The organism is Pseudomonas sp. Y5-11, assembly GCF_022368695.1.
GTDB classification, from domain to species: domain Bacteria; phylum Pseudomonadota; class Gammaproteobacteria; order Pseudomonadales; family Pseudomonadaceae; genus Aquipseudomonas; species Aquipseudomonas parakoreensis.
Genome location: NZ_CP058974.1, coordinates 6,229,372 through 6,253,104, shown reverse-complemented (window position 1 = coordinate 6,253,104; position 23,733 = coordinate 6,229,372). Strand labels below are relative to the sequence as shown.

At 60.0% G+C, this 23,733-nt stretch carries 17 protein-coding genes; 6 read left to right on the top strand and 11 right to left on the bottom strand.

Annotation, left to right across the window (positions count from 1 at the left end):
* Positions 1–85 precede the first annotated feature (85 nt).
* The 3 genes from HXW87_RS28130 to yjiA all read left to right on the top strand — a co-directional run bounded on the left by HXW87_RS28130 (position 86) and on the right by yjiA (position 3,501).
* Positions 86–2,152, top strand: a complete 2,067-nt coding sequence (locus HXW87_RS28130) for a carbon starvation CstA family protein (RefSeq protein ID WP_095668272.1) — start codon at positions 86–88, stop codon at positions 2,150–2,152.
* Between the two features lie 15 nt (positions 2,153–2,167).
* A complete protein-coding gene (locus HXW87_RS28125) occupies positions 2,168–2,365 on the top strand; it encodes a YbdD/YjiX family protein (protein ID WP_239778181.1) in 198 nt (65 codons plus the stop codon).
* A gap of 164 nt (positions 2,366–2,529) precedes the next feature.
* Positions 2,530–3,501 (top strand): GTPase, encoded by a 972-nt coding sequence (yjiA, locus tag HXW87_RS28120; protein WP_239778179.1) that lies wholly within the window; start codon positions 2,530–2,532, stop codon positions 3,499–3,501.
* Between the two features lie 122 nt (positions 3,502–3,623).
* On the opposite strand, the gene HXW87_RS28115 is transcribed toward yjiA, so the two are convergent.
* The 7 genes from HXW87_RS28115 to HXW87_RS28085 form a co-directional block, all read right to left on the bottom strand.
* A complete protein-coding gene (locus HXW87_RS28115; RefSeq protein WP_239778177.1) occupies positions 3,624–4,334 on the bottom strand; it encodes a GntR family transcriptional regulator in 711 nt (236 codons plus the stop codon).
* Positions 4,335–4,357: 23 nt separating this feature from the next.
* Positions 4,358–5,062, bottom strand: coding sequence for a FadR/GntR family transcriptional regulator (locus HXW87_RS28110; RefSeq protein WP_047296689.1), 705 nt, complete (start codon positions 5,060–5,062; stop codon positions 4,358–4,360).
* Positions 5,063–5,146: 84 nt separating this feature from the next.
* A complete protein-coding gene (locus HXW87_RS28105; RefSeq protein ID WP_239778176.1) occupies positions 5,147–6,460 on the bottom strand; it encodes a C4-dicarboxylate transporter DctA in 1,314 nt (437 codons plus the stop codon).
* Positions 6,461–6,715: 255 nt separating this feature from the next.
* Positions 6,716–7,270 (bottom strand): hypothetical protein, encoded by a 555-nt coding sequence (locus HXW87_RS28100; RefSeq protein WP_239778174.1) that lies wholly within the window; start codon positions 7,268–7,270, stop codon positions 6,716–6,718.
* Between the two features lie 83 nt (positions 7,271–7,353).
* Positions 7,354–7,926, bottom strand: a complete 573-nt coding sequence (locus HXW87_RS28095) for a hypothetical protein (RefSeq protein WP_239778173.1) — start codon at positions 7,924–7,926, stop codon at positions 7,354–7,356.
* A gap of 226 nt (positions 7,927–8,152) precedes the next feature.
* Positions 8,153–9,406 carry a serine hydroxymethyltransferase gene (gene glyA / locus HXW87_RS28090; protein ID WP_041065242.1) on the bottom strand — a complete coding sequence of 418 codons (1,254 nt, stop codon included), beginning with the start codon at positions 9,404–9,406 and terminating at the stop codon, positions 8,153–8,155.
* A gap of 236 nt (positions 9,407–9,642) precedes the next feature.
* Positions 9,643–13,491, bottom strand: a complete 3,849-nt coding sequence (locus HXW87_RS28085; RefSeq protein WP_121187282.1) for a bifunctional diguanylate cyclase/phosphodiesterase — start codon at positions 13,489–13,491, stop codon at positions 9,643–9,645.
* Positions 13,492–13,777: 286 nt separating this feature from the next.
* Between HXW87_RS28085 and ettA the strand changes: the two genes are divergently transcribed.
* Complete coding sequence (gene ettA / locus HXW87_RS28080; protein WP_047296679.1) at positions 13,778–15,442, top strand: energy-dependent translational throttle protein EttA; 1,665 nt, start codon at positions 13,778–13,780, stop codon at positions 15,440–15,442.
* A 348-nt stretch (positions 15,443–15,790) separates the two neighbouring features.
* Complete coding sequence (gene gdhA / locus HXW87_RS28075; RefSeq protein WP_121187280.1) at positions 15,791–17,128, top strand: NADP-specific glutamate dehydrogenase; 1,338 nt, start codon at positions 15,791–15,793, stop codon at positions 17,126–17,128.
* On the opposite strand, the gene HXW87_RS28070 is transcribed toward gdhA, so the two are convergent.
* The 4 genes from HXW87_RS28070 to HXW87_RS28055 form a co-directional block, all read right to left on the bottom strand.
* Positions 17,125–17,619, bottom strand: a complete 495-nt coding sequence (locus tag HXW87_RS28070) for a GreA/GreB family elongation factor (RefSeq protein WP_121187278.1) — start codon at positions 17,617–17,619, stop codon at positions 17,125–17,127. The two genes, gdhA and HXW87_RS28070, sit on opposite strands and share 4 nt — an antisense overlap.
* Before the next feature lie 70 nt (positions 17,620–17,689).
* On the bottom strand, positions 17,690–18,046 hold the full coding sequence (locus tag HXW87_RS28065; RefSeq protein ID WP_121187276.1) for a hypothetical protein: 357 nt from the start codon (positions 18,044–18,046) through the stop codon (positions 17,690–17,692).
* A 154-nt stretch (positions 18,047–18,200) separates the two neighbouring features.
* Positions 18,201–20,054 (bottom strand): DUF4105 domain-containing protein, encoded by a 1,854-nt coding sequence (locus HXW87_RS28060; protein ID WP_239778171.1) that lies wholly within the window; start codon positions 20,052–20,054, stop codon positions 18,201–18,203.
* A gap of 259 nt (positions 20,055–20,313) precedes the next feature.
* The gene (locus HXW87_RS28055) at positions 20,314–20,802 is read right to left on the bottom strand and encodes a DUF3015 domain-containing protein (protein WP_007909797.1); all 489 of its coding nucleotides are present in this window, start codon (positions 20,800–20,802) and stop codon (positions 20,314–20,316) included.
* A 277-nt stretch (positions 20,803–21,079) separates the two neighbouring features.
* Between HXW87_RS28055 and HXW87_RS28050 the strand changes: the two genes are divergently transcribed.
* Positions 21,080–23,518, top strand: a complete 2,439-nt coding sequence (locus HXW87_RS28050; RefSeq protein WP_239778169.1) for an ATP-binding protein — start codon at positions 21,080–21,082, stop codon at positions 23,516–23,518.
* The last annotated feature ends 215 nt before the right edge of the window (positions 23,519–23,733 follow it).

Genomic DNA, 23,733 nt, shown 5'->3' with positions numbered 1-23,733 from the left:
CCAACGTCGGGGTATGGCCTTTGGCGCCGTAAGCGCTAAACTCGGGGTGGCTGTCTTTCTTGTCCACCCTGGCTGGAATAATAAAATGAAAAATAATAATAGCCTGCTACGCCACTTACCCTGGCTAGTGCTGGCAATCGTAGGAGCGTGCGCCCTGGGCGTAGTGGCATTGCGCCGAGGAGAGGCGATCAACGCCTTGTGGATCGTGGTCGCGGCGGTGGCCATTTATCTGGTTGCGTACCGTTACTACAGCCTGTTCATCGCCAACAAGGTGATGCAACTGGATCCGCGTCGGGCCACCCCCGCCGTGCTCAACAACGACGGTCTGGACTACGTGCCGACCAACAAACACATTCTTTTCGGTCACCACTTCGCCGCGATCGCCGGCGCAGGACCTCTGGTCGGCCCGGTATTGGCGGCGCAGATGGGCTACCTGCCCGGCACGTTGTGGCTGATTGCCGGGGTGGTACTGGCGGGCGCGGTGCAGGACTTCATGGTCCTGTTCATGTCGACCCGGCGCAACGGCCGTTCCCTGGGCGACATGGTCCGTGAAGAAATGGGCCGCATCCCCGGCACCATCGCCCTGTTCGGCTGCTTCCTGATCATGATCATCATCCTTGCGGTGCTGGCGCTGATCGTGGTCAAGGCCCTGGCCGAGAGCCCGTGGGGCATCTTTACCGTGATGGCGACCATCCCGATCGCGATGTTCATGGGCATCTATATGCGCTACATCCGCCCGGGCCGCATTGGCGAAATCTCGGTCATCGGCGTGTTGCTGCTGCTCGGTTCGATCTGGCTCGGTGGGCAGATTGCCGCTGATCCGGTGTGGGCCAAGGCTTTCAGTTTCACCGGTGTGCAAATCACCTGGATGCTGATCGGTTATGGCTTTGTCGCCGCCGTGTTGCCGGTGTGGCTGATTCTCGCGCCACGCGACTACCTGTCGACGTTCCTCAAGATCGGCACCATCATCGCTCTGGCGATCGGTATTCTGGTGACCATGCCCGAGCTGAAAATGCCGGCGCTGACCCAGTTCGTCGACGGCACCGGCCCGGTGTGGAAGGGCGGTCTGTTCCCGTTCCTGTTCATCACCATCGCGTGCGGTGCCGTATCCGGTTTCCACGCACTGATCTCGTCGGGCACCACGCCGAAGCTGCTGGATAACGAAACCAACGCCCGTTACATCGGTTACGGCGGTATGCTGATGGAATCGTTTGTGGCGATCATGGCGATGGTTGCCGCTTCGGTGATCGAGCCGGGCGTGTACTTCGCGATGAACAGCCCGGCCGCCGTGGTCGGCGGTGACGTGGTGGCCGTGGCAACCGCAGTCAGCAACTGGGGCTTTGCAATTACCCCGGAAGCCCTGCAAGCCGTGGCCCATGACATCGGCGAAACCACCATCCTCGCCCGTGCCGGCGGTGCGCCGACCCTGGCGGTCGGTATCGCGCAGATCCTGCACAGTGTTCTGCCGGGTGAAAACACCATGGCGTTCTGGTACCACTTCGCGATCCTGTTCGAAGCACTGTTCATCCTGACCGCTGTGGACGCCGGCACCCGTGCCGGGCGCTTCATGCTGCAGGATCTGCTCGGCTCCTTCGTGCCAGCGCTGAAACGTACCGAATCCTGGACCGCCAACCTGATCGCCACCGCCGGATGTGTGGCGATGTGGGGCTGGTTGCTGTATCAGGGCGTGATCGATCCACTGGGCGGCATCAACACCCTGTGGCCGCTGTTCGGTATCTCCAACCAGATGCTGGCGGGTATCGCGCTGATGCTCGGCACCGTGGTCCTGATCAAGATGAAGCGCCAGCGCTACATCTGGGTCACCCTGCTGCCGGCCGCCTGGCTGCTGATCTGCACCACGACTGCGGGCTTCATCAAGCTGTTCGACGCCAACCCGGCGATCGGCTTCCTGTCGCTGGCCAAGAAGTACAGCGATGCGCTGGCCAATGGTCAGGTGCTGGCACCGGCAAAAAGCGTCGAGCAGATGCAGCACGTGATCTTCAACGCCTACACCAACGCAACGCTCACCGCACTGTTCCTGTTCGTGGTCTTCAGCATCCTGTTCTATGCGCTCAAGGTCGGCATCGCCGCCTGGGGCAAAAAAGAGCGTACGGATAAAGAATCGCCATTCCAGGCCCTGCCGGACGCGTAACCAGAGGATTGCACCATGTTCAATGACCTGAGTCGCCTCGGTAAATACCTCGGTCAGGCCGCGCGCCTGATGGTCGGCATGCCCGACTACGACACCTACGTCGAGCATATGCAAACCAGACACCCGGACAAACCGGTGATGAGCTACGAGATGTTCTTTCGCGAGCGTCAGGAAGCGCGTTACGGTGGCAAGGGTGGGCCGAAGTGCTGTTGAGCTGACAGCCGGCGGCTGATGCAATCCCCCCTGTGGGAGCGAGCCTGCTCGCGAATACGGAGTGTCAGTTGATGAATGATTTGACTGACACACCGCTTTCGCGAGCAGGCTCGCTCCCACATTTGTTTTTGTGTTGTTCATTCATTTTGTGAAGGGGATCTGTTTTGTCTTCTCCCATACCTGTAACGGTACTCAGCGGTTTTCTCGGTGCCGGCAAGACCACTTTGCTGCGCCATCTGCTGAAAGCCGAGCACGGTCTGAAAATCGCCGTGATCGAGAATGAATTCAGCGACGCCGGCATCGACACCCAGTTGCTCGGCGATGAACCGGTGCAAGTCATGACCCTGGCCAACGGCTGCGTCTGCTGCACCATTCACACTGATCTGACCAAGGCCCTGTACCTGCTGCTCGAACGCCTGGACAGCGGCGAAATCGCCTTCGACCGGCTGGTGATCGAATGCACCGGGCTGGCCGATCCAGCGCCTGTGGCGCAAACTTTTTTCATCGATGAAGAGCTGCGCGAGCGCTATCTGCTCGACGGCATCATCACGTTGGTCGACGCCGCCCACGCCGACCTGCACTTGACCCAGACCATCGCCCAGGCGCAGATCGGTTTTGCCGACCGCTTGCTGGTCAGCAAGACTGATCTGGTGGATGAGGCCACGTTCAATGCACTGAGCGAACGCCTGACGCGGATCAACCGCCGTGCGCCGATCCGCGTGGTCGAGCACGGGAACATCGATCTGGCGGAACTGCTTGATGTGCGGGGTTTCAACCTCAATGCCGATCTGGGCGGCGGGGTCAGCCTGCGTCCGGTGAGCAAGGCGCCTTCCATCGATCGCATCTCCAGCCTGGTACTGCGCACGGACCAGCCGCTGGATATCGATCGGCTCAGCGAATTCATGAATGGGTTGCTGGAAGAGCACGGCAAGCAATTGCTGCGTTACAAGGGGGTGCTGAACATCGCTGGCGAGGATCGCCGGCTGGTGTTTCAGGGCGTACTGAAACTCTACGGTTTCGACTGGGACACCGAGTGGGCCGAGGGTGAGGCGCGGGAAAGCGTGATCGTGTTTATTGCCGATGATCTGCCGGAAGAGAAGATCCGGGCGGGGTTTGCCAAGGTGGCTTCTGCCTGATGGTTCTTCGGTGTCAGGGCTGACGCCATCGCGGGCAAGCCCGCTCCCACAGGTTTACAGGTGTACACATGATTTGTGAACGACAATAACCCTGTGGGAGCGGGCTTGCCCGCGATGGCGATTCAACCGACAACGTAATGCTTGATGGTTGGCTCCAGCAGCGTCTGCTCCAGATCATCCAGATGCCGGTTCATCAGTAGACTGGCCTTGACCCCATCTCCACATTCAACCGCCTCAAGCAGCGCCAAATGCTCCTGCCATGCGCAACAACTATGCGTCTGGTGCTGACACCGCGCAATCGCCAGCGACGTCAACGGCACCAGGCTGCCAAGGAAATGCGCCAACGGTGCATTCCCCGCCATCTGTGCCAACTGCAGATGAAACTCTCCGGACAAACGAATCGCCGCCGCACGCCGTTCCTGAAGCACGGCCAGGCGTTCGCGTTCGACCAGCGTGCGCAAGCGTTTCAAACCCTCCGCTGACGCATTCTGACAAGCCAGACGCACCAGCGTCGCTTCGGTCAGGCGCCGGGCGTGCAGGGTTTGTCGGGTCTGTTCTGCATCCGGTGCGGCGACCCGCGGCCGATGATTGGCGCGCAGCACAATCACCTGCTCATGGGACAACTGCGTCAGTACCCGGCGTACATCGGCGCGGCTGACGCCAAACATCTGCTTGAGGCTGTCTTCGGTGAAGCGGCTGGCCGGGTCGATTCGTTGGTCCAGAATCGCCTCGAACAGCCGCGGGTACAGAGCATCTGTCGGCGCTCGCAGGCGGGAGAAGGGCAAAGGTGCCGACATCTGACGAGTGTGCGGCGACGTGGCAAGACTGTTCATGGCCGGTCTCCAGTGTGAAGCATTCAGTGGCTGAGGTTGTCTTCCGGGATATTCAGTTCGATGCCCATCCGCTGGCCTTCGCGCAGGATGTGCCGACGCATTTCGGCGCTGGCCTGAGCACTGTTCTTGCTGCGGATCGCGCGCACCACCGCCTCGTTTTCTTCCAGGCGCTCGGCCAGATGCTCGGGCGAATTGCGCAGCACTTCGGCGCTTTGCTTGAGGGCATTGCTGGTCTGCTGCACCACGCTCTGGAAAATCGGGTTCGAGGTCAGGGTGAACAGCTCTTCGTGGAAGGCGATGTAGGCGCTGACGCCGGCTTCGCTGTCGCCCGCGTCAAGGGCTTCGCGCATGTCCATCAAGGTCAGGCGCAACTGCCCGACCTCCTTGCTGCTGATCGACTGCGCGACCAGGCCGACAATGAACGGCTCAAGGGTATAGCGCAGTTGCAGCACGTCTTCGAGGCTGGCGCCGGCGACCGCGCTGTCGTGGCTCTGGCTGTCACTGAGCTGGGCGTCGAGCACTACCACGCCTTTGCCCGGCATCGAACGGACCAGGCCCAGGGTCTCCAGAACGATCACCGCTTCGCGCAGACTCGGACGGCTGATGCCCAGTTGTTCGGCCAGTTCGCGCTGGCCCGGCAGCATGTCGCCGGAGCGCCACTGACCACGGGCGAGGGCGGCGCGCAGTTTTTCTACGACTGAGTTGACGACGGTTGATGTGGTGATCACTTGTCTAGCTCCGTAAGCCCATAGGGGATGCCGCAAACAAGATCAAAAGATCGCAGCCTGCGGCAGCTCCTGCGGGGTTGAAAATCAGAACTCTTGCTGGTGCGCCGGAGTTCCGGTTTTACGCGGTTGAAAGGTGTAGCCCTGCTGACCGCTGAGTACTGTGTTGGCGCGTTGTACGTCGATGTCCTTTTCCCAACGGGCGATGGCCACGGTGGCGACACAGTTGCCGATCAGGTTGGTCAGCGCCCGGCCGATGCCCATGAACCAGTCCACCGCCAGCACCAGCACCAGCCCGACCACCGGAATCGCCGGGATCGCTGTAAGTGTCGCCGCCAGAATCACCAGCGCCGAACCGGGAATGCCATGAGCGCCCTTGGAGGTGATCAGCGACACCAGCAGAATCGTCAGCAGGTCGGTCATCGCTAATGGCGTGCCGGTGGCGTTGGCGATGAACACAATGGCTAGCGTCAGGTAGATCGAAAAACCGTCGAGGTTGAACGAGTAGCCGGTGGGAATCACCAGCCCGACGGTCGAGCTGCCGATGCCCAGGTGTTCGAGTTTGCGCATGATCTGCGGCAGCACGGCATCGGAGGAGGCGGTGCCCATGACAATCAGCAGCTCTTCACGCAGATATTTGAGCAATGGCCACAGGCGCAGGCCCGAGGCGCGCATCACCACACCGAGGATCACGCTGACGAACGCGACGCAGGTCAGGTAGAACAAACCGACCAGACTGCCCAGGTGCTGCAGCGAATCGAGGCCGTACTTGCTGGTGGTGAAGGCGATGGCGCCGAACACGCCGATGGGCGCCAGACGCACGATCATGCCCATGATCCGGAAGATCACATGGCTCAGTTCGTTGATCAGTCGCGAGATCCCCGAGGCCGCTTCACCCACCAGATTCAGTGCGCTGCCGAACAACACCGAGAACAGCAGCACTTGCAGGATGTTGTTGTCGGCAAAGGCGCCGAGCACCGAGGTCGGGATCAGGTCCATCAGGAACTGCGTGGTGGTGTGCATGTGCTGGCCGCGTTCGGCGATGTCGCCCATGTCAGCGGCGGACAACTGCTCCAGATGGATATTCGCGCCGCTGCCGATCCCGGTGCTGAACGCGAACACCAGACCGATCACCAACGCGATGGTGGTCAGTACTTCAAAGTAGATCACCGATTTGAGGCCGATACGCCCGACCTTCTTCAGATCCCCTGCGCCGCTGATGCCGCTGACCACCACGCAGAACACGATCAGGCCGATCAGCATCTTGATCAGTTTGATGAAGCCGTCGCCCAAGGGTTTGAGCTGAGCGGAATATTCGGGAAGGGTCAGTCCGCAGATGATGCCGAGCACCAGTCCGAGAACCACTTGGAGAAAGATTGAACGCGAGCACCATCTGAGCATGGGAGGAATCCTGGTCGGTGTCCTGGCTGCCGTGTGCGGAGCACATCAGATTGAGGACTTAATTATTGTGGTCTTACCGGTATGTCCAGTGCAGGCGCAGTCTACGCGCGGGATTTCCTGAAATACAAGGGGCAGGGCGGAAATTGGCATGACCGGTCTGACCAGTGGTGCCCTGCCCGGTAATCCCGACGAAAAACCAGCCCGGCGCTGTTGCGCCGGGCTGGTTTGTACTGACGCTGGCGGATTTCAATCTGCTCAGTAAGGCACGTTGCGCTTCAGGATATTGAGCTTGAAGTCGAGAACACCGGCGCTGCGGTTCAAATTGGTGCGTACGAACGTGCCGACTCTGGGATCATGTTTGTTACGACTTTGCCCGGCGCACAACAGCGCGCCGCCTCGGGTCTGGATTCTGACAGTGGGCGTATCCGTGTCGATCTGATCCAGCGTGATGATATTGCCCTTGGCATTGAGCAGGTTGAATGTGGTCTGGTCCCCATCTTCGGTTGCATAAGAGTTCAGGAAGTCTTTTTCTTCACGGCTGATGGTTCTGTAGTAGTACTCGCCCGGCGTAAAGATATAAATAGTGTAGTAGTCATCAAGGCAGCGGAAGTAAAGGGTCAGTGCGTCCGGTGCAACATCTGGCTTGAGAAAGAGATAGTTTGAAACATCCAGGTGGTGGGAAAACGTAAAGGCTTCATAATCGGGACGTGGAGTCGTGACCTTTCTGCCATACGTCAACTTGGGAAAGTGTGGATAGCCATAGCGAGTGCTCAATGTTGCAATAAAGGATTTTTCCTGATTGGTGCTCATGGTATTACTCGATCTTTTGAATGCTGATAATTAAACAGCCGGGCTGTTCAGTGGCGTAAGTGTTGAATGCTGAAACGTTGATGTCAGATTTCGTCGGGATCACTGAGAAACGATGCATTGCGCTCGATGATTTTCAGTGTGAACGGCAGGCCTGTGTTATCCGTCTCGGCCATATAAATGTAGGGTGCGCCTCGTCGACGCAACGCTGTGATCTGGCCGGCGTTACGTGCCTTGAGTCGCACTCGCTGACGATCACCGCCCATATCCTGCAGGGTGATGATCCGGTTATCGTGGCTCAGCAAGTTGAAAGAGGTGGTGTCGCTGCCCGCCGGCAGAAAAGCCCCTAACACCCCGGCGCGATCCTTGCTCAGGCAATAGCCGGTGTGCGTGGCGTGATCGCGTATGTAAAGGTGGTAATAGTCATCGGTACAGCGGAAATAAATGTTCATGGGTTGTACGTTTGTTACTTCCCTTTGGAAGCGGCAACCCAATAGGTGGGCATCATCGGTTAATCTGGGAGTGCCGGTGTAAAAACCGCCGGAAAATGATTTGTCGGTGCGCAAGACCGGTTCTTCATAAAGCGCTCCCAGGATATTCAGGTGGTGCTGGTCCAGCATTAATGTTGCGATAAATGACTTTTTCCTGTTCGTTGTCATGAACTCTTCCTTGAGTTTTTGATGGGTGTTTCTTTGTTTTGTGTGGATTTTTAGTTGATGTTGCGTGTTCTGTTTTTAACACTAGCAGCTAAGTTTTGTTGATGTCCTGTTTTTCTTTGAAGTTGTTGTTTCAAGTTTTAAGTGAGGCGGCAGGGACTTTCACGCAGACGAAAAAAAACCGGCCAATCACTTGGCCGGTTTTTCATGCTGCAGGTTTAACGTCGCATCAAGCGCCGTATACCGGCAGTTTCTTGCAGATGGCTTTGACTTTCTCACGAACGGCATCGATCACCGCTTCGTTGTTCAGGTCAGCCAGGATGTCGCAGATCCAGCCGGCCAGCTCTTTGCACTCTGCCTCTTTGAAGCCACGGGTGGTCACAGCCGGAGTACCGAAGCGCAGGCCAGAGGTGACGAACGGCGAGCGTGGGTCGTTTGGCACGGAGTTCTTGTTCACGGTGATGAACGCTTTGCCCAGCGCGGCGTCGGCGTCTTTACCGGAGATGTCCTGCTTGATCAGCGACAGCAGGAACAGGTGGTTCTTGGTGCCGCCGGACACCACGTCGAAACCGCGCGCGATGAACACTTCGGCCATGGCCTGGGCGTTCTTCACCACTTGTTCCTGGTAAGCCTTGAACTCAGGCTGCAGCGCTTCCTTGAAGCAGATCGCCTTGGCGGCGATCACGTGCTCCAGCGGGCCACCCTGGGCGCCCGGGAATACTGCGGAGTTCAGCTTCTTCTCGATGTCGGCGTTGGCGCGCGCCAGGATCAGACCGCCACGTGGACCGCGCAGGGTCTTGTGCGTGGTGGTGGTCACGACGTCAGCGAAAGGCACCGGGTTCGGGTAGACGCCAGCGGCGACCAGACCGGCCACGTGAGCCATGTCGACGAACAGGTAGGCACCGACTTTGTCCGCGATGGCGCGGAAGCGCGGGAAGTCGAGAATCTGCGAGTAGGCAGAGAAACCGGCCACGATCATTTTCGGCTTGTGCTCAACGGCCAGACGCTCGACTTCGTCGTAGTCGATCAGGCCATTGGCGTCGATGCCGTACTGCACGGCGTTGTACAGCTTGCCGGAGGAGGACACGCTGGCGCCGTGGGTCAGGTGACCACCGTGGGCCAGGCTCATGCCCAGAATGGTGTCGCCACCTTGCAGCAGGGCCAGGTAAACAGCGGCGTTGGCTTGCGAGCCGGCGTGCGGCTGAACGTTGGCGTAATCGGCGCCGAACAGCTCTTTGGCGCGGTCGATGGCCAGTTGTTCAACGACGTCAACGTACTCGCAGCCACCGTAGTAGCGCTTGCCCGGATAGCCTTCGGCGTATTTGTTGGTCAGAACCGAGCCTTGAGCTTCCATCACCGCAGGGCTGGTGTAGTTTTCCGAAGCGATCAGCTCAATGTGCTCTTCCTGGCGCTGAGCTTCTTGCTCCATGGCGGCAAAGAGATCGGCGTCGTACTTGGCAATAGTCAAATCACGGCTGAACATGGCGGTCCTCAAGGATCGGGGGCAGAAAAGGGGGGCATTCTAACCCAATGGGTTTTGGATGGCATATGAAACGACATCATGTCGCAGACAAGTGGCGTTCATGACAGATGTGCGGTGCTTTTGCCGGCCTGAAAAGATCGCAGCCTTCGGCAGCTCCTACAGTAATCGGGGCTGATTGCGAATACTGTGACCGACATCAATCCCTGTAGGAGCTGCCGAAGGCTGCGATCTTTTCTTCAGTCAAACATGAACAGCGCATCATTGCTGAACTGCGCTTCAAACCGGCTCGCCGGCATCGGTCGGCCGAACAGATAGCCCTGCACTTCATCGCAACCGTGCTCGCGCAGGAAGTCCAGTTGCTCATGGGTTTCCACGCCCTCGGCGATCACCGCCAGATTGAGGCTGTGGGCCATGGCGATGATCGCGCGGGCGATCTGCGCATCCTGTTCGCCGGACGGCAGGCCGTCGACGAAAGTGCGGTCGATCTTCAGCACGTCGATCGGGAACTGCTTGAGGTAGTTCAGCGATGAATAACCGGTGCCGAAATCGTCGACCGCGATACTCAGGCCAAGGTTTTTCAGCCCGGCGAGAATCTGCATCGCCTCGCTGACTTCGCGCATCAGGATACTTTCGGTCAGCTCCAGTTCCAGGCACGCCGGTGGCAGCCCGGTTTCGCGCAGGATGGTGGCGATGCGTGTACCGAGCTGGCCATCGGAGAACTGCCGCGCCGAGATGTTCACCGAGACTTTCGGCACGCGCACCCGGTTCTGGTGCCAGGTCTTGAGTTGACGGCAGGCTTCGCTGATCACCCAGTCGCCAACGTCCACCACCAGCCCCAGCTCCTCCAGCACCGGAATGAAATCCCCCGGCGGCACCAGCCCGCGACGCGGATGACGCCAGCGCAGCAGCGCTTCGGCACCGGTCAGACGTTTGCCGTCGCCGCTGAATTGCGGCTGGTAATACAGGACGAATTCGTTCTGTTCCAGCGCATGGCGCAGGTCGCTTTCCAGCTCAAGACGCTCCAGCGCACTGGCGTTCATGTCGGCCTGATAGAACTGGAAGTTGTTCTTGCCACGCTCCTTGGCGTGGTACATCGCGGTATCGGCGTTCTTCATCAACTGACTGAGTTCGTTGCCGTCCTGCGGACTCAAAGCAATGCCGATACTGGCGGTGACGAAGAACTCGCGGCCTTCCAGCACGAACGGGCGCACCAGACTGGCGAGAATCTGCTCGGCCACATGAATCGCCCGGTTCAGCGCCATTTCGCGGCTGGAGCGGTGTTGCAGGAGCAGGGTGAACTCGTCGCCGCCCATGCGCGCCACGGTGTCGTCTTCGTCGACGCAGGCCAGCAGGCGCGTGGCCATGTCTTTCAACATGCGGTCGCCGGCGGCGTGGCCGAGGGAGTCGTTGATCGGCTTGAAGCGGTCGAGGTCGAGGAACATCAGCACCACCCACGACTTCTGCCGCTCGGCCGATTGCAGCGCGGTGTGCAGGCGATCCTGGAACAGCGTGCGGTTCGGCAGGTGGGTCAGGGCGTCGTAGTAGGCGAGGCGATGAATGCGTTGTTCGCTGGCCTTGCGCTCGCTGATGTCGCTGAAGAAACACACGTAACTGGCGAGGTCGCCTTCATCGTCGAGGACCGCCGTGATGCCGACCCATGCCGGGTAATGCTCGCCGTTACGCCGCTTGAGCCAGACTTCGCCTTCCCAGGTGCTGTGCTGATGCAGTTGCTTGAGCACGTAACGCAGGTGCGCGTCCTGTTGCTCGTCGACGGTGAGCATGTTCGGCAACTGGTCGAGCACTTCCGACACCGCGTAACCGCTGACCCGGCTGAAGGCTTCGTTGGCCTGCACGATATAGCCGGCGGGGTCGGTGATCAGAATCGCCGAAGTCGAGTGCTCGAATACCGTGGCCGCCATACGCAGGTCTTTTTCGGCGCGGCGTTGCTGACTGATGTCGCGGCCGACGCCTAGCACGCCTTCGAAGGCACCGTGTTCGTCCCACACCAGCACCAAGCGCAGCTCGATCGGGATCTTGCGACCGTCGGCACGCAGGCAGTCGAACAGGAACATCTGCGTCTGCACCTGGCTTCGCAGCTGTGCGAGTTGCTCAGGCTTGTCGAGCGCTTTGCTGACCCGGTCCATCAGGGAATAGATGCCGCTCAGTTGTTGCGGGTTGGCGATGGTCGATTGCCAGCCGTTCTGGAAAATCCACTCGGCGTCGTAACCCAGCACCGCCTGCACCGACGGGCTGACGTAGTTCAGCGACAGCTTGCTGTCGGTGGAGAAAATCACGTCGCTGATGCTTTCGGCGAGCATGCGGTAGCGCTGCTCGCTGTCACGCAGCGATTCACTGGCCTCGATCTGCTCGGTGATGTCCTTGGCCACGCCGATGATCCGCGTGACCTGATCGTGTTTGTCACGGGCCAGCGCTTGCTCACGAATGTCGAAGCGCCGCCACTTGCCGTCACGATGGCGGAAGCGCAGCTGACATTGCAGCAACTGACTGTAACCGGCGTGCCGCTGCATCTGCCGTGAGCGGTGGTAATAGTCGGCGTCTTCCGGGTGCAGGAGGATTTCCCAGAAGTACTCGCCCATCTGGTGCAGCTCGGAGCGGTTGTAACCGAGGGTCTGGCCGAGGTGATGGTTGCTGAAGATCATCCGCTGGCTGATCACGTCCTGCACATACAGATGATCCGGCACCGTGCGCACCACGTCCGACCAGAAGCCTTCGCGCTCCAGCAGCGACAGTTCGATCAGCTTGCGGCTGGTGATGTCGTTGATGCTGAGGATCACCGCTTTATAGTCGTGCAGCTCCTCAGGCAGGCGCAGAACCATCCACAGGTGCTGATCGCGACCGTTGATGTCTGGCAGTCTGATTTCCAGTTCCAGTTGTTTCTGTTGCTGCAGAACGGCGTCGAGCACCTGGTTGCCGATGGCGCACTGGCTGTGCGGCTGGCCGTCGATCAGCAGTTGCCAGGCGTGCTCGCAGGAATGGACATTGAGCAGTTGCAGCGCGACCTGATTGACCTCGGTGACGCGCAGTTCTTGCAGCAGTTGCTGGCGCTGGGCCGGTTGGTCGAGCCAGGCCTTGAGCTGGTCGCTGGTCTGGATCTGCGCCTTGTCGAACACTTGCTTGAGGCCGGACAGATCGAGCACGCACAGCGCAACACCGGTGCCTTCGAAGATGTCCTGATAACGCCGGCGGCCTTCATGCAACTGGCGCTGGCGGCGACGCATGTTCAGCAGCGCGATCACCGGCAACATCGAGAACGCCAGGCCCAGCAGGCATTTGCCGATAAACGCTGGCAGCAGTTCTTCGAGCACCCGCTGACGGTCGAACAGCCCGCGCAACTGCCAGTCGCTGCTGCTCAGCGGCACGGTTAATACAGTGTTGGCCAGGTCGTCGGGGCTCAGCACGCCGGGCCTGGCTGAAGACAGCGCTTCGTCGCGGCTGATGATCTGGTGGTTGAGGCGGTTTTCCACCAGCCACAACGGGCGGATGCCGGTTTCACCCTGCTGGGTCAGCGAGTCGAAGAAGGTCGGGGTCAGGCGCAACACCCAGTAGCCGCGCGTGCTGCCGCTGGCCTGATGCAATAACAGATGCACCACCGAGCCGTCGTCGGCGTTGCTGAAGTAATGCGCCTGGGCGCGGCTGCGGCGCACCAGTTCAGCGAGGTAATCGGCGTCGTGGCTGTCGCTGGCGCTGTCGTTGAGGATTTTCCCGGATGGGCTGAGCAGGGCCAGGCTGCGCACGTCCGGCAGCGATTGCTGGAGCTTGCGCAGCAGCGCCTGCTGTTCGTCGGACGACTGCGGCTGTTCGACGATCGGTAGCAGGTTGAGGGCGATTTGCGCATTCAGCGACATGTTCAGGCTGACCTGCGAGGCGAGGTCGGCGGTGTAGTCGATGGTGTACTGCCGCTGGTTTTTCTGGGTCTCGCGCAATTGGTCGAGCAACTGCCAGAACAGCAACGCCAGCAGCAAAAGTACCAGCGTCGCCAAGGCACCCTTCAATGTTCCGCGCAGGGGCGAGCCGGTCCCCGGATTGGACGCGCTCACAGAAGCTGGCGGGGTAACGTTGGACAAGCTGAAATCCTGCGGTTTGGCTGGACTGGCGCGACGTGCACTATAAGCCGGACGCCCGAAGGGCGGCTAGCATGCCTTGAGTTGTGGCGAAGTGCCAGCCCCACTCGGCTGGACTGCCTTCCGTCATTCAGGTAGCTTTGCCGGTTACGCGGGAGCGTTCCAGCTCCTAGACTCAGACTTTTTCAGCGCGCACGCATTGATGACCATCAAGTGAACGACGCGCATCGGTCTGGCCGGGCATCGCCTGCGCTCCAATCATTCATCTGTCACTGACCCAAGGTTCTCCATGGCTCAATACGTCTTCACCATGCATCGGCTGGGCAAAGTTGTTCCGCCGAAGCGGGAAATCCTGAAAAACATTTCGCTGTCGTTCTTCCCCGGCGCCAAGATCGGCGTACTCGGCCTCAACGGTTCGGGTAAGTCCACGCTGCTGAAAATCATGGCCGGCGTCGACACCGAGTTCGAGGGCGAAGCCCGTCCGATGCCGGACCTGAACATCGGTTATCTGCCGCAAGAGCCACAACTTGATCCGACCAAGACCGTGCGTGAAGTGGTCGAGGAAGCGGTCAGCGTGATCAAGGACGCGCAAGCGCGTCTGGACGAGGTCTACGCCGCTTACGCTGACCCGGATGCCGACTTCGACAAGCTGGCTGCCGAGCAAGCCAAGCTCGAAGCAATCCTGCAGGCCAGCGATGGTCACAACCTTGAGCGTCAACTGGAAGTCGCTGCCGATGCGCTGCGTCTGCCGGCCTGGGACGCCAAGGTCGAACACCTGTCCGGTGGTGAAAAGCGTCGCGTGGCCCTGTGCCGCCTGCTGCTGTCCGCTCCGGACATGCTGCTGCTCGACGAACCGACCAACCACCTGGACGCTGACTCCGTGGCGTGGCTGGAGCACTTCCTGCACGACTTCCCGGGCACCGTGGTCGCGATCACGCACGACCGTTACTTCCTGGATAACGTTGCTGGCTGGATTCTGGAACTCGACCGCGGCGCGGGCATTCCTTACGAGGGCAACTACTCGGGTTGGCTGGAAGCCAAGTCCGATCGTCTGGCCCAGGAGTCCAAGCAACAGTCGGCTCACGAAAAAGCCATGAAGGAAGAGCTGGAGTGGGTGCGCAAAGGCGCCAAGGCCCGCCAGTCGAAATCCAAGGCTCGTCTGGCACGCTTTGAAGAAATGCAGTCGCAGGAATTCCAGAAGCGTTCGGAAACCAACGAGATCTACATCCCGGCCGGTCCACGTCTGGGCGACAAGGTCATCGAATTCAAGAACGTCACCAAGGGCTACGGCGATCGCGTCCTGATCGACAACCTGTCGTTCTCCATGCCGAAGGGCGCTATTGTCGGCGTGATCGGTGGTAACGGTGCTGGTAAATCGACCCTGTTCCGCATGCTGATGGGCAAGGAAACGCCGGATTCGGGCAGCATCGAAGTCGGTGAAACCGTGCAACTGGCCTGTGTTGACCAGAGCCGTGAAGACCTCGACGGCAGCAAGACCGTGTTCCAGCAGATCTCCGACGGTTCCGACCAGATCCGCATCGGCAACTACGAGATCCCGTCGCGCACCTACGTCGGTCGCTTCAACTTCAAGGGCGGCGACCAGCAGAAGTTCGTCAAGGACCTGTCCGGTGGTGAGCGCGGTCGTCTGCACCTGGCGCTGACCCTGAAGGAGGGCGGCAACGTCCTGCTGCTCGACGAACCGTCCAACGACCTCGACGTCGAAACCCTGCGTTCCCTGGAAGAAGCCCTGCTGGACTTCCCGGGCGCCGCCATTGTGATCTCTCACGATCGCTGGTTTCTGGACCGCGTCGCGACCCACATCCTGGCGTACGAAGACGACTCGCAAGCGGTGTTCTTCGAAGGTAACTACACCGAGTACGAAGCCGACCGTAAAAAGCGTCTTGGCGAAGCGGCGGCCCAGCCACACCGGGTACGCCACAAGAAACTGGCCTGATTCGGGTTGGTTGGATGAAAAGCGGAGCCTTCGGGCTCCGTTTTTTTTTGTCTGGTTTTTCAGATGCAACCGAGTCGAACCCTTCGCGAGCAAGCTCGCTCCCACAGGGGAGCGCATTTCAAGTGTGGGAGCGAGCTTGCTCGCGAAGGCGGTATAACTGTTGGTGCATGACTTCAATTTTAACTCCCCATTCAGGTGCAATATCAGTCCGAAAAGCCCTCTGATTTATATCCTGTGCACCATTTAATTTCATAACTGCGACATTTTGCGCTGTTCCTGTGCGCAATTCGTTTGTTACAGTCCGGCTCAATCGCTTCCAACGACAATAAATTTGCCGAGACTTTTCCCATGATCGAATCCGTCGAATCCTTCCTCGCCCGCCTGAAAAAACGCGACCCGGATCAACCCGAATTCCACCAGGCCGTCGAAGAAGTCCTGCGCAGTCTGTGGCCGTTTCTCGAAGCCAATCCGCACTACCTGACCTCGGGGATTCTGGAACGTATCTGCGAGCCGGAGCGGGCGATTGTGTTCCGCGTGTCGTGGGTCGACGATCAGGGCAAGGTCCAGGTCAATCGCGGTTTCCGCATCCAGATGAACAGCGCCATCGGCCCGTACAAGGGCGGCTTGCGTTTCCATCCTTCGGTGAACCTGGGCGTGCTGAAGTTTCTCGCCTTCGAGCAGACCTTCAAGAACTCTCTGACCTCATTGCCCATGGGCGGCGGCAAGGGCGGTTCGGACTTCGATCCGAAGGGCAAGAGCGACGCTGAAGTGATGCGTTTTTGTCAGGCGTTCATGAGCGAGCTGTACCGCCACATCGGCGCGGACGTTGATGTGCCGGCTGGCGACATCGGTGTCGGGGCGCGGGAGATCGGCTTCCTGTTCGGCCAGTACAAACGCCTGAGCAACCAGTTCACCAGCGTGTTGACCGGCAAAGGCATGACCTACGGCGGCAGCCTGATTCGCCCGGAAGCCACCGGTTTCGGTTGCGTGTACTTCGCCGAAGAAATGCTCAAGCGCCGCGGGCAGACCGTCGAAGGCAAACGCGTGGCGATCTCCGGTTCCGGCAATGTCGCGCAGTACGCGGCGCGCAAGGTCATGGACCTGGGCGGCAAGGTGATTTCCCTGTCCGATTCCGAAGGCACGCTGTACTGCGAATCGGGCCTGAGCGAAGAACAGTGGCAGGCGCTGCTGGAACTGAAAAACGTCAAACGCGGACGCATCAGCGAACTGGCCACGGCGTTCGGTCTGGAATTCCGTGCCGGGCAGTTGCCGTGGTCGCTGCCGTGCGACATCGCGTTGCCGTGCGCCACGCAGAACGAACTCGACGTCAACGCCGCGCGCACACTGCTGCGCAACGGCTGCGTGTGCGTCGCCGAGGGCGCAAACATGCCGACCACGCTGGAGGCTGTGGATATCTTTATCGAGGCCGGCATTCTGTTCGCCCCGGGCAAGGCGTCGAACGCCGGTGGGGTCGCGGTCAGCGGGCTGGAGATGTCGCAAAACGCCATGCGCCTGCTGTGGAACGCAGGCGAGGTGGACAGCAAGTTGCACGCGATCATGCAGTCGATCCACCACGCTTGCGTGCATTACGGCGAAGAGGACGGGCGGATCAACTACGTCAAAGGCGCGAACATCGCCGGCTTCGTCAAAGTCGCCGATGCGATGTTGGCCCAAGGCGTGGTTTAAGCCGGTTCGATGCGAATCACTTCAATCACCTGATCGCCAGCGGGGCGCTGCCACAGCACCTCGTCATTGAGGCGGGCGCCGAGCAGCGCCCGGCCCAGCGGCGAGCCCCAGTTGATCAGGCCCTGACTGGCGTCGGCCTGATCTTCGCCGACCAGTTGCACCCGACTTTCGGTGTCGTGCTCGTCGGCAAAGGTCACCCAACTGCCAATCTGCACTTTTTCGGTAGAGGTCGCGGGGGCAACGACCTGCGCGCTGGTGAGGCGTTGGTTGAAGTAGCGCAAATCTCTTTCGAGATCAGCCTGGCGCTGCTTGTCGGCTTGTTCGCCCTTGGCCGATTGTTCAGCGTGCAGGGCTTGCAGCTCGGTGACTTTGGCCTGCAGCTGCGCCAGCCCCTGCGGTGTGACGTAATTGGGCTGCGCGCTGACCTGCCGTTCGACGGGCTGGTCGGCTTGCGCAGCGGCATTGTCTTCGTTGACGAAAGCGCGGCTCATGGTGTCCTCCTGTGATAGGAATTGGGCCATGGTCGCCGGCATTTGGTTTCACTGGATGTCTGGAAACGACCTATTGCGAGCGATAAGCCCGTCCGGCGTCCTGATCCTTCTGTTGCTGCCAGACGCGCTCGCGCTCGTCCCAGTGTTCATTGCGATACTCTTCGCGATCCTTGTTCTCGAGCATCGCCTGACACTGGCGAAAGCCGTCGGTCCAGCCTTCGGCGTATTGCTTGTCTTTGAGGTAGCGCGGCACGTTCTTGCGAAACTCGCCACTGATCGAGCCGGCGGCTTGCCGGCCGCTGACGCAACCGTCATCGAAACCGTCGGCGAAGGCCGGTGGATAACCTTTGGCGATCAAGTCTTCATGGGTGGTCTGGCAACCCCCGAGCAACAGCAAAACACCCAACAGTCCCGCACACCGCCACATCGCACTCTCCCGCGCCGATTCTCGGCTGATAGGGAAAGTCTAGAAGGTGATTCGTTGATGGGGTGTGAAAGGAAGATCAAAAGATCGCAGCCTGCGGCAGCTCCTACAGGAAAAATGCATTCCCACTGTAGGAGCTGCCGCAGGCTGCGATCTTTTAATAGTGATACCACTTCACTTCGAGCATCACTTCGTTTTCCGGCGTCGCCACATGACTGAACTCACGCTGCGCACTCAGGCGCAAACCGAGGTTGCGCGACAATTCCCACTGCTGGTTCAGACTCAGGCTACGGCGCACTTCACCATTGAAGAAGTAATCGCCCTTGGCTTCCAGGCTGAGATTGCCCAGCGGGTTTTTCCACAACACGCCGGTATTGAAACCGCCGGCCGGGGAGACGAATTCGGCGAAGTCATTGTTGTGTTCAACGCGCACGGTGCCGAGAGCAAAACCCAATACGTCATCACCGAGCGCCCAAGTGCCGCCGCCGCCACCGTTGACGTGGCTGACCAGCGTCTCGTCATCATGCTTGCCCGGTACGCGCTCGAGGCCGCCAGTGACTTGCCACGACAGCGGCTGCAGCAACTCATTGCGCGGGGTCAGCGAGCGAATGGTCGCCAGATCCAGTTGCTGGAATTGCCATTGGTTACCTTCGTACTGGCGCAGCTTCATCTGCAGGATTTCGATCTGTGCGCCGAGGGGGAAGCTTTCGGCGTTGTCGTTGAGGTCGTGATAGGCCATGCGCAAACCGTACTCGCCGAACGCACGGTCGCCCCGGGTGCCGATGCCGGCCTGCCAGGTGCGTGATTCGTGGCCGTCTTCGGGCAGGCCCGGTTGGGGGATCTGCAGCTCCGGCGCCGGGTTTTTGTTGATCGCCCGCAGCAGTTCGAAGCTGCGCTGTGCGCGTTGCGGATCACGTTCCTGACCGTTGGCGCGGTAGCGTTCCAGACGATACGCAGCATCGATGATCAGCGCCTGCCGATCCCGGGGCAGGGCTTTGAAGGTCGGCTCTTGCAATACCTGTTGATCGGCGCTGACGTTCAGCACCCATTGCTGTTCGTCACTGCTCAACGGCTGGGCACGGCTGAGCAGTTCACGTTCGCGGGATGGGCGGTATTCGATACTTTCCACCAGTCCGGCTTCCTTCACGGCTTTGACCGTGTCGGTAGGGATGGCAGTCAGCGGGAATTGCTCGGTCAGGCGCAGGCTTGGACGCGCCACCTGCAGCAGTTCGAGCAGGCGATAGGAGCAGTTTTCGTCGAAGAAGAAATAGTCGAACTGGATCTGCTTCAGCTCCCACACATGTTCGACCATGCGTGCGGTTTCTGCTTGCGTCAGGTTCAGCCGGTATTCCCACAGGTCGCGGTTTTCCAGGCTGCGGTACTCGGAGAGTTTTTCCTGATACGGCACCAGCGCGAACAGCCCCGGGTAGCCGCCCATCAAGCCTTTCCAGGCGTAGAGGATGCTGTTGTCAGAGCCTTCGATGTAGGCGCCGAAGTTGATGGCGTAGCTGAGCAGCGAAGTCTTGTCGGCCTGCACGTCGGCCTGATCGATGCGCAGCAGGGTGTGGCCGAACATCGACGACGGACTGTTGAGGTACGCCGCAGGAAAGATCATCACCGCGCTGTGCGGCGAGACATCCTTGAACCATTTCTTGAATTCGGCGCAATCGGGGGCGGGCAGATCGCTGAGATTGAGCTGGGCTTTCAGCCAGCGGGTGCGGGCCGGATAGACGCACTGCGCGTGCTGCTCGCCGAGACTGGCCGGGGCATACAGCGCTTGCACGGTGGCGGCCAACTCATGGTCGGGGTGTTCGTTGCCATCAGGCGCGAGAAAGAATTTCCTGTCGCTGACATAGCTGCGCCAGCCGCCGAGCTTGGCGGTTTCGTAATGACCGAGGGAAATCCAGAAGCGGTCGTTGGCCAGTTGCTGCAAACGTTGAGGGTCGATGTGAGGCGCGGCGGACAGCGGGGCGCAGACACAGAGCGCCAGCCAGGCAAGGCGTTTGAGCATAAGTGGCAACTTAAGTCGAAAGAAAAAAACCGGATCGGGCTGCGATCACTCCCTGTGGCGAGGGGATTTATCCCCGATGGGCTGCGAAGCGGCCCTCATACCTGCAAAACTCGGTGTATCAGATACACCAATTGAATGGTTTCACGACTGCTACGCAGCCGATCGGGGATAAATCCCCTCACCACAGGTTCAGCGTCACATTCGAGTGATTGCACTCAAAACAAAACCCGCTTCCCGAAAGAAGCGGGTGGGGTCGAGCTTAAGCCTGAGTGGCGTACTTGGCCAGACGTGGGTCTGATTTCAGTACAGCCAGGGTGTTGGTATGCACGTCTTCGGCGGTCACGTCAGCCTTGCTGAAGATCTGCTGGAAGTGCTCGTGAGTGACAGCGGCGAAATGCGCACGGTCTTCCGGCGCCACGCCCAGTACCACAGCGTAAGTCGTCAGCGCTTCGCCGTTGCCTTTTGCCATGTCTTCGGACAGCTCGTTCATCATGCCATTCATGGCGAACCAGGATTTACCGCCGTAGGTCAGTGACGCGTTGGTCGAGCAACCGTTGGTGCCGGACGTCATACCGAACGTAGCGTTACCGGAGGTGCCGTTGGTGGTGGATGCCAGGAAGTGGGCCGGGGTGCCACGCTGACCTTCGAACAGCATGTTGCCCCAACCGCAATCCGGACCGCCTGGCGCCTGAGCCATGGCGTTGATGGAAACAGCGGTGAAGAGAGTACCGAGAAGAATCCGTTTCATAGCTTTGTTCTCTTTGTGTGCATACCAATGGACAGGGTTCTGACACCTGACGGTGCCAGTGGGCCAGTATTCGTTCCAGCCGCGCAGTTTGGAGTTTAGGCACGTTCCTGGGGTTCCGTGAGTTTTTACAAAAGATTTGGCGATAACCCCGATTTGCCGGGGGGCGGGGCAGGGTCACCCGGTTGTCTATGCTTTGTCGTGTGGCGCGCCTTGCCAGTGGGGCACGGGCAGCGCCAGAATGCCGCTATCTGCCCCGCCTGATTGTTAAGGAAGCCCGATGCCTGATCCTGTTGCTGCCAGCTTGCGTCTAGCGCCCGAAGCGCTGACCCGTCCGTTTTCCGCTGAACAGTTCAGCTTCACTACCACCAATGATCTGGAGCCCTTTCGCGGTGTGCTTGGCCAGGAACGTGCGGTCGAAGCCTTGCAGTTCGGTGTGGCCATGCCACGCCCCGGTTACAACGTCTTTGTCATGGGCGAACCGGGCACCGGTCGCTTCTCGTTCGTCAAACGCTACCTGAAGGCCGAAGGCAAACGCCTGCAGACCCCGGCGGACTGGGTCTATGTCAACAACTTCGATGAGCCGCGCGAGCCCCGCGCGCTGGAGCTGCCGTCGGGCACGGCGAGCGCGTTCATCGGCGACATCAACGGCTTGATCGACAACCTGCTGGCGACGTTCCCGGCGGTGTTTGAGCACCCGTCCTACCAGCAGAAAAAAAGCGCCATCGACCGCGCCTTCAACCAGCGCTACGACAAGGCGCTGGACGTCATCGAACGTCTGGCCCTGGAAAAAGACGTCGCCCTGTACCGCGACAGCAGCAACATCGCCTTCACCCCGATGCTCGAAGGCAAGGCGCTGGATGAAGCCGAGTTTTCGCAATTGCCGGAAGCCGAGCGCGAGCGTTTCCACGAGGATATTTCCGGTCTCGAAGAACGGCTGAATGAAGAGCTCGCGAGCCTGCCGCAGTGGAAGCGCGAGTCGAACAATCAGCTGCGTCAGCTCAACGAAGAAACCATCACCCTGGCCTTGCAGCCGTTGCTGTCGCCGCTGTCGGAAAAGTACGCGGAGAACGCCGCGGTCTGCGGTTACCTGCAAGCGATGCAGGTGTATCTGCTGAAAACCGTGGTCGAGCAACTGGTCGACGACAGCAAGACCGACGCCGTGGCGCGCAAGCTGCTGGAAGAGCAATACGCGCCGAGCCTGGTGGTCGGTCATCCGCACAGTGGTGGTGCGCCGGTGGTGTTCGAGCCGCATCCGACCTACGAAAACCTGTTCGGCCGCATTGAATACACCACCGATCAAGGGGCGCTTTACACCACTTATCGCCAGTTGCGCCCGGGCGCATTGCATCGCGCCAATGGCGGCTTCCTGATTCTTGAAGCGGAAAAAATGCTCAGTGAGCCGTTCGTGTGGGACGCACTCAAGCGCGCCCTGCAATCGCGCAAACTGAAGATGGAATCGCCGCTGGGGGAGATGGGCCGTTTCGCCACCGTAACCCTGAATCCGCAGCACATTCCGTTGCAGGTCAAAGTGGTGATCATCGGTGCGCGGCAGTTGTATTACACGCTGCAGGACCTGGATCCGGACTTCCAGGAGATGTTCCGCGTGCTGGTCGACTTCGACGAAGACATCCCGATGGTCGACGAAAGCCTGGAGCAGTTCGCCCAGTTGCTGAAAACCCGCACTTCGGAAGAAGGCATGGCGCCGCTGACCGCCGATGCGGTGGCGCGTCTGGCGACCTACAGCGCACGCCTGGCAGAGCATCAGGGGCGTTTGTCGGCGCGTATCGGCGACCTGTTCCAACTGGTCAGCGAGGCGGATTTCATTCGCCATCTGGCCGGTGATGAAATGACCGACGCCGGGCACATCGAGCGTGCGCTGAAAGCCAAAGCCACTCGCACTGGCCGCGTATCGGCGCGGATTCTCGACGACATGCTCGCCGGGATCATCCTGATCGACACCGACGGCGCCGCGGTCGGCAAGTGCAACGGGCTGACCGTGCTGGAAGTCGGCGATTCGGCGTTCGGTGTACCGGCGCGGATTTCCGCCACGGTGTACCCGGGCGGCAGCGGCATCGTCGACATCGAACGCGAGGTTAATCTCGGTCAGCCGATCCACTCCAAGGGCGTGATGATCCTCACCGGGTATCTGGGCAGCCGTTACGCCCAGGAATTCCCGCTGGCGATTTCCGCGAGCATTGCGCTCGAGCAATCCTACGGTTACGTCGATGGCGACAGTGCGTCGCTGGGCGAGGCTTGCACGTTGATTTCGGCGTTGTCGAAAACCCCGCTCAAGCAGTGCTTCGCGATCACCGGCTCGATCAACCAGTTCGGCGAAGTGCAGGCGGTCGGTGGCGTCAACGAGAAGATCGAAGGCTTCTTCCGTCTCTGCGAAGCGCGTGGGCTGACCGGCGAGCAGGGCGCGATCATTCCGCAGGCCAACGTCGCCACGCTGATGCTCGACGAGAAGGTGCTGGCGGCCGTGCGCGCCGGGCAGTTCCACGTGTACGCGGTGCGTCAGGCTGACGAGGCTTTGAGCCTGTTGGTCGGCGAGCCGGCCGGTGAGCCGAATGCCGAAGGCGAATTTCCTGAGGGCAGCGTCAACGCACGCGTGGTTGAACGTCTGCGGGTGATTGCCGAGATGATCAGCGAAGAGGATCTGAAGGAAGCGGAGAAGGAGTTGGCGCAAGAAGCGTTGGCAGAGGCCAAACCAGCCTGAGCCTTCATGCAGTAAAGCAGTGGGAGCGAGCCTGCTCGCGAAAGCGCTGTATCAGACGACGAATAAGTTGCCTGACAGTCCGCATTCGCGAGCGGGCTCGCTCCCACTGTGTTTTTCCAGATTGATTTTTGCGCTGATCTTCGGGAAAAGTGCCACTACTCTGGCGTCAGAATTCACACAATGACCATTCGGCGCCTTCTGGTTCTATCCGGCTT

What these genes read in the sequence shown, in the direction of transcription:
- HXW87_RS28070 (WP_121187278.1), bottom strand. Translation starts at nt 17,619, where the DNA reads ATGAGCCGCGCTTTCGTCAACGAAGACAATGCCGCTGCGCAAGCCGAC.
- HXW87_RS28060 (WP_239778171.1), bottom strand. Translation starts at nt 20,054, where the DNA reads ATGCTCAAACGCCTTGCCTGGCTGGCGCTCTGTGTCTGCGCCCCGCTG.
- HXW87_RS28115 (WP_239778177.1), bottom strand. Translation starts at nt 4,334, where the DNA reads ATGAACAGTCTTGCCACGTCGCCGCACACTCGTCAGATGTCGGCACCT.
- HXW87_RS28130 (WP_095668272.1), top strand. Translation starts at nt 86, where the DNA reads ATGAAAAATAATAATAGCCTGCTACGCCACTTACCCTGGCTAGTGCTG.
- HXW87_RS28100 (WP_239778174.1), bottom strand. Translation starts at nt 7,270, where the DNA reads ATGAGCACCAATCAGGAAAAATCCTTTATTGCAACATTGAGCACTCGC.
- HXW87_RS28050 (WP_239778169.1), top strand. Translation starts at nt 21,080, where the DNA reads ATGCCTGATCCTGTTGCTGCCAGCTTGCGTCTAGCGCCCGAAGCGCTG.
- HXW87_RS28125 (WP_239778181.1), top strand. Translation starts at nt 2,168, where the DNA reads ATGTTCAATGACCTGAGTCGCCTCGGTAAATACCTCGGTCAGGCCGCG.
- HXW87_RS28055 (WP_007909797.1), bottom strand. Translation starts at nt 20,802, where the DNA reads ATGAAACGGATTCTTCTCGGTACTCTCTTCACCGCTGTTTCCATCAAC.
- HXW87_RS28095 (WP_239778173.1), bottom strand. Translation starts at nt 7,926, where the DNA reads ATGACAACGAACAGGAAAAAGTCATTTATCGCAACATTAATGCTGGAC.
- gdhA (WP_121187280.1), top strand. Translation starts at nt 15,791, where the DNA reads ATGATCGAATCCGTCGAATCCTTCCTCGCCCGCCTGAAAAAACGCGAC.
- ettA (WP_047296679.1), top strand. Translation starts at nt 13,778, where the DNA reads ATGGCTCAATACGTCTTCACCATGCATCGGCTGGGCAAAGTTGTTCCG.
- glyA (WP_041065242.1), bottom strand. Translation starts at nt 9,406, where the DNA reads ATGTTCAGCCGTGATTTGACTATTGCCAAGTACGACGCCGATCTCTTT.
- HXW87_RS28065 (WP_121187276.1), bottom strand. Translation starts at nt 18,046, where the DNA reads ATGTGGCGGTGTGCGGGACTGTTGGGTGTTTTGCTGTTGCTCGGGGGT.
- HXW87_RS28105 (WP_239778176.1), bottom strand. Translation starts at nt 6,460, where the DNA reads ATGCTCAGATGGTGCTCGCGTTCAATCTTTCTCCAAGTGGTTCTCGGA.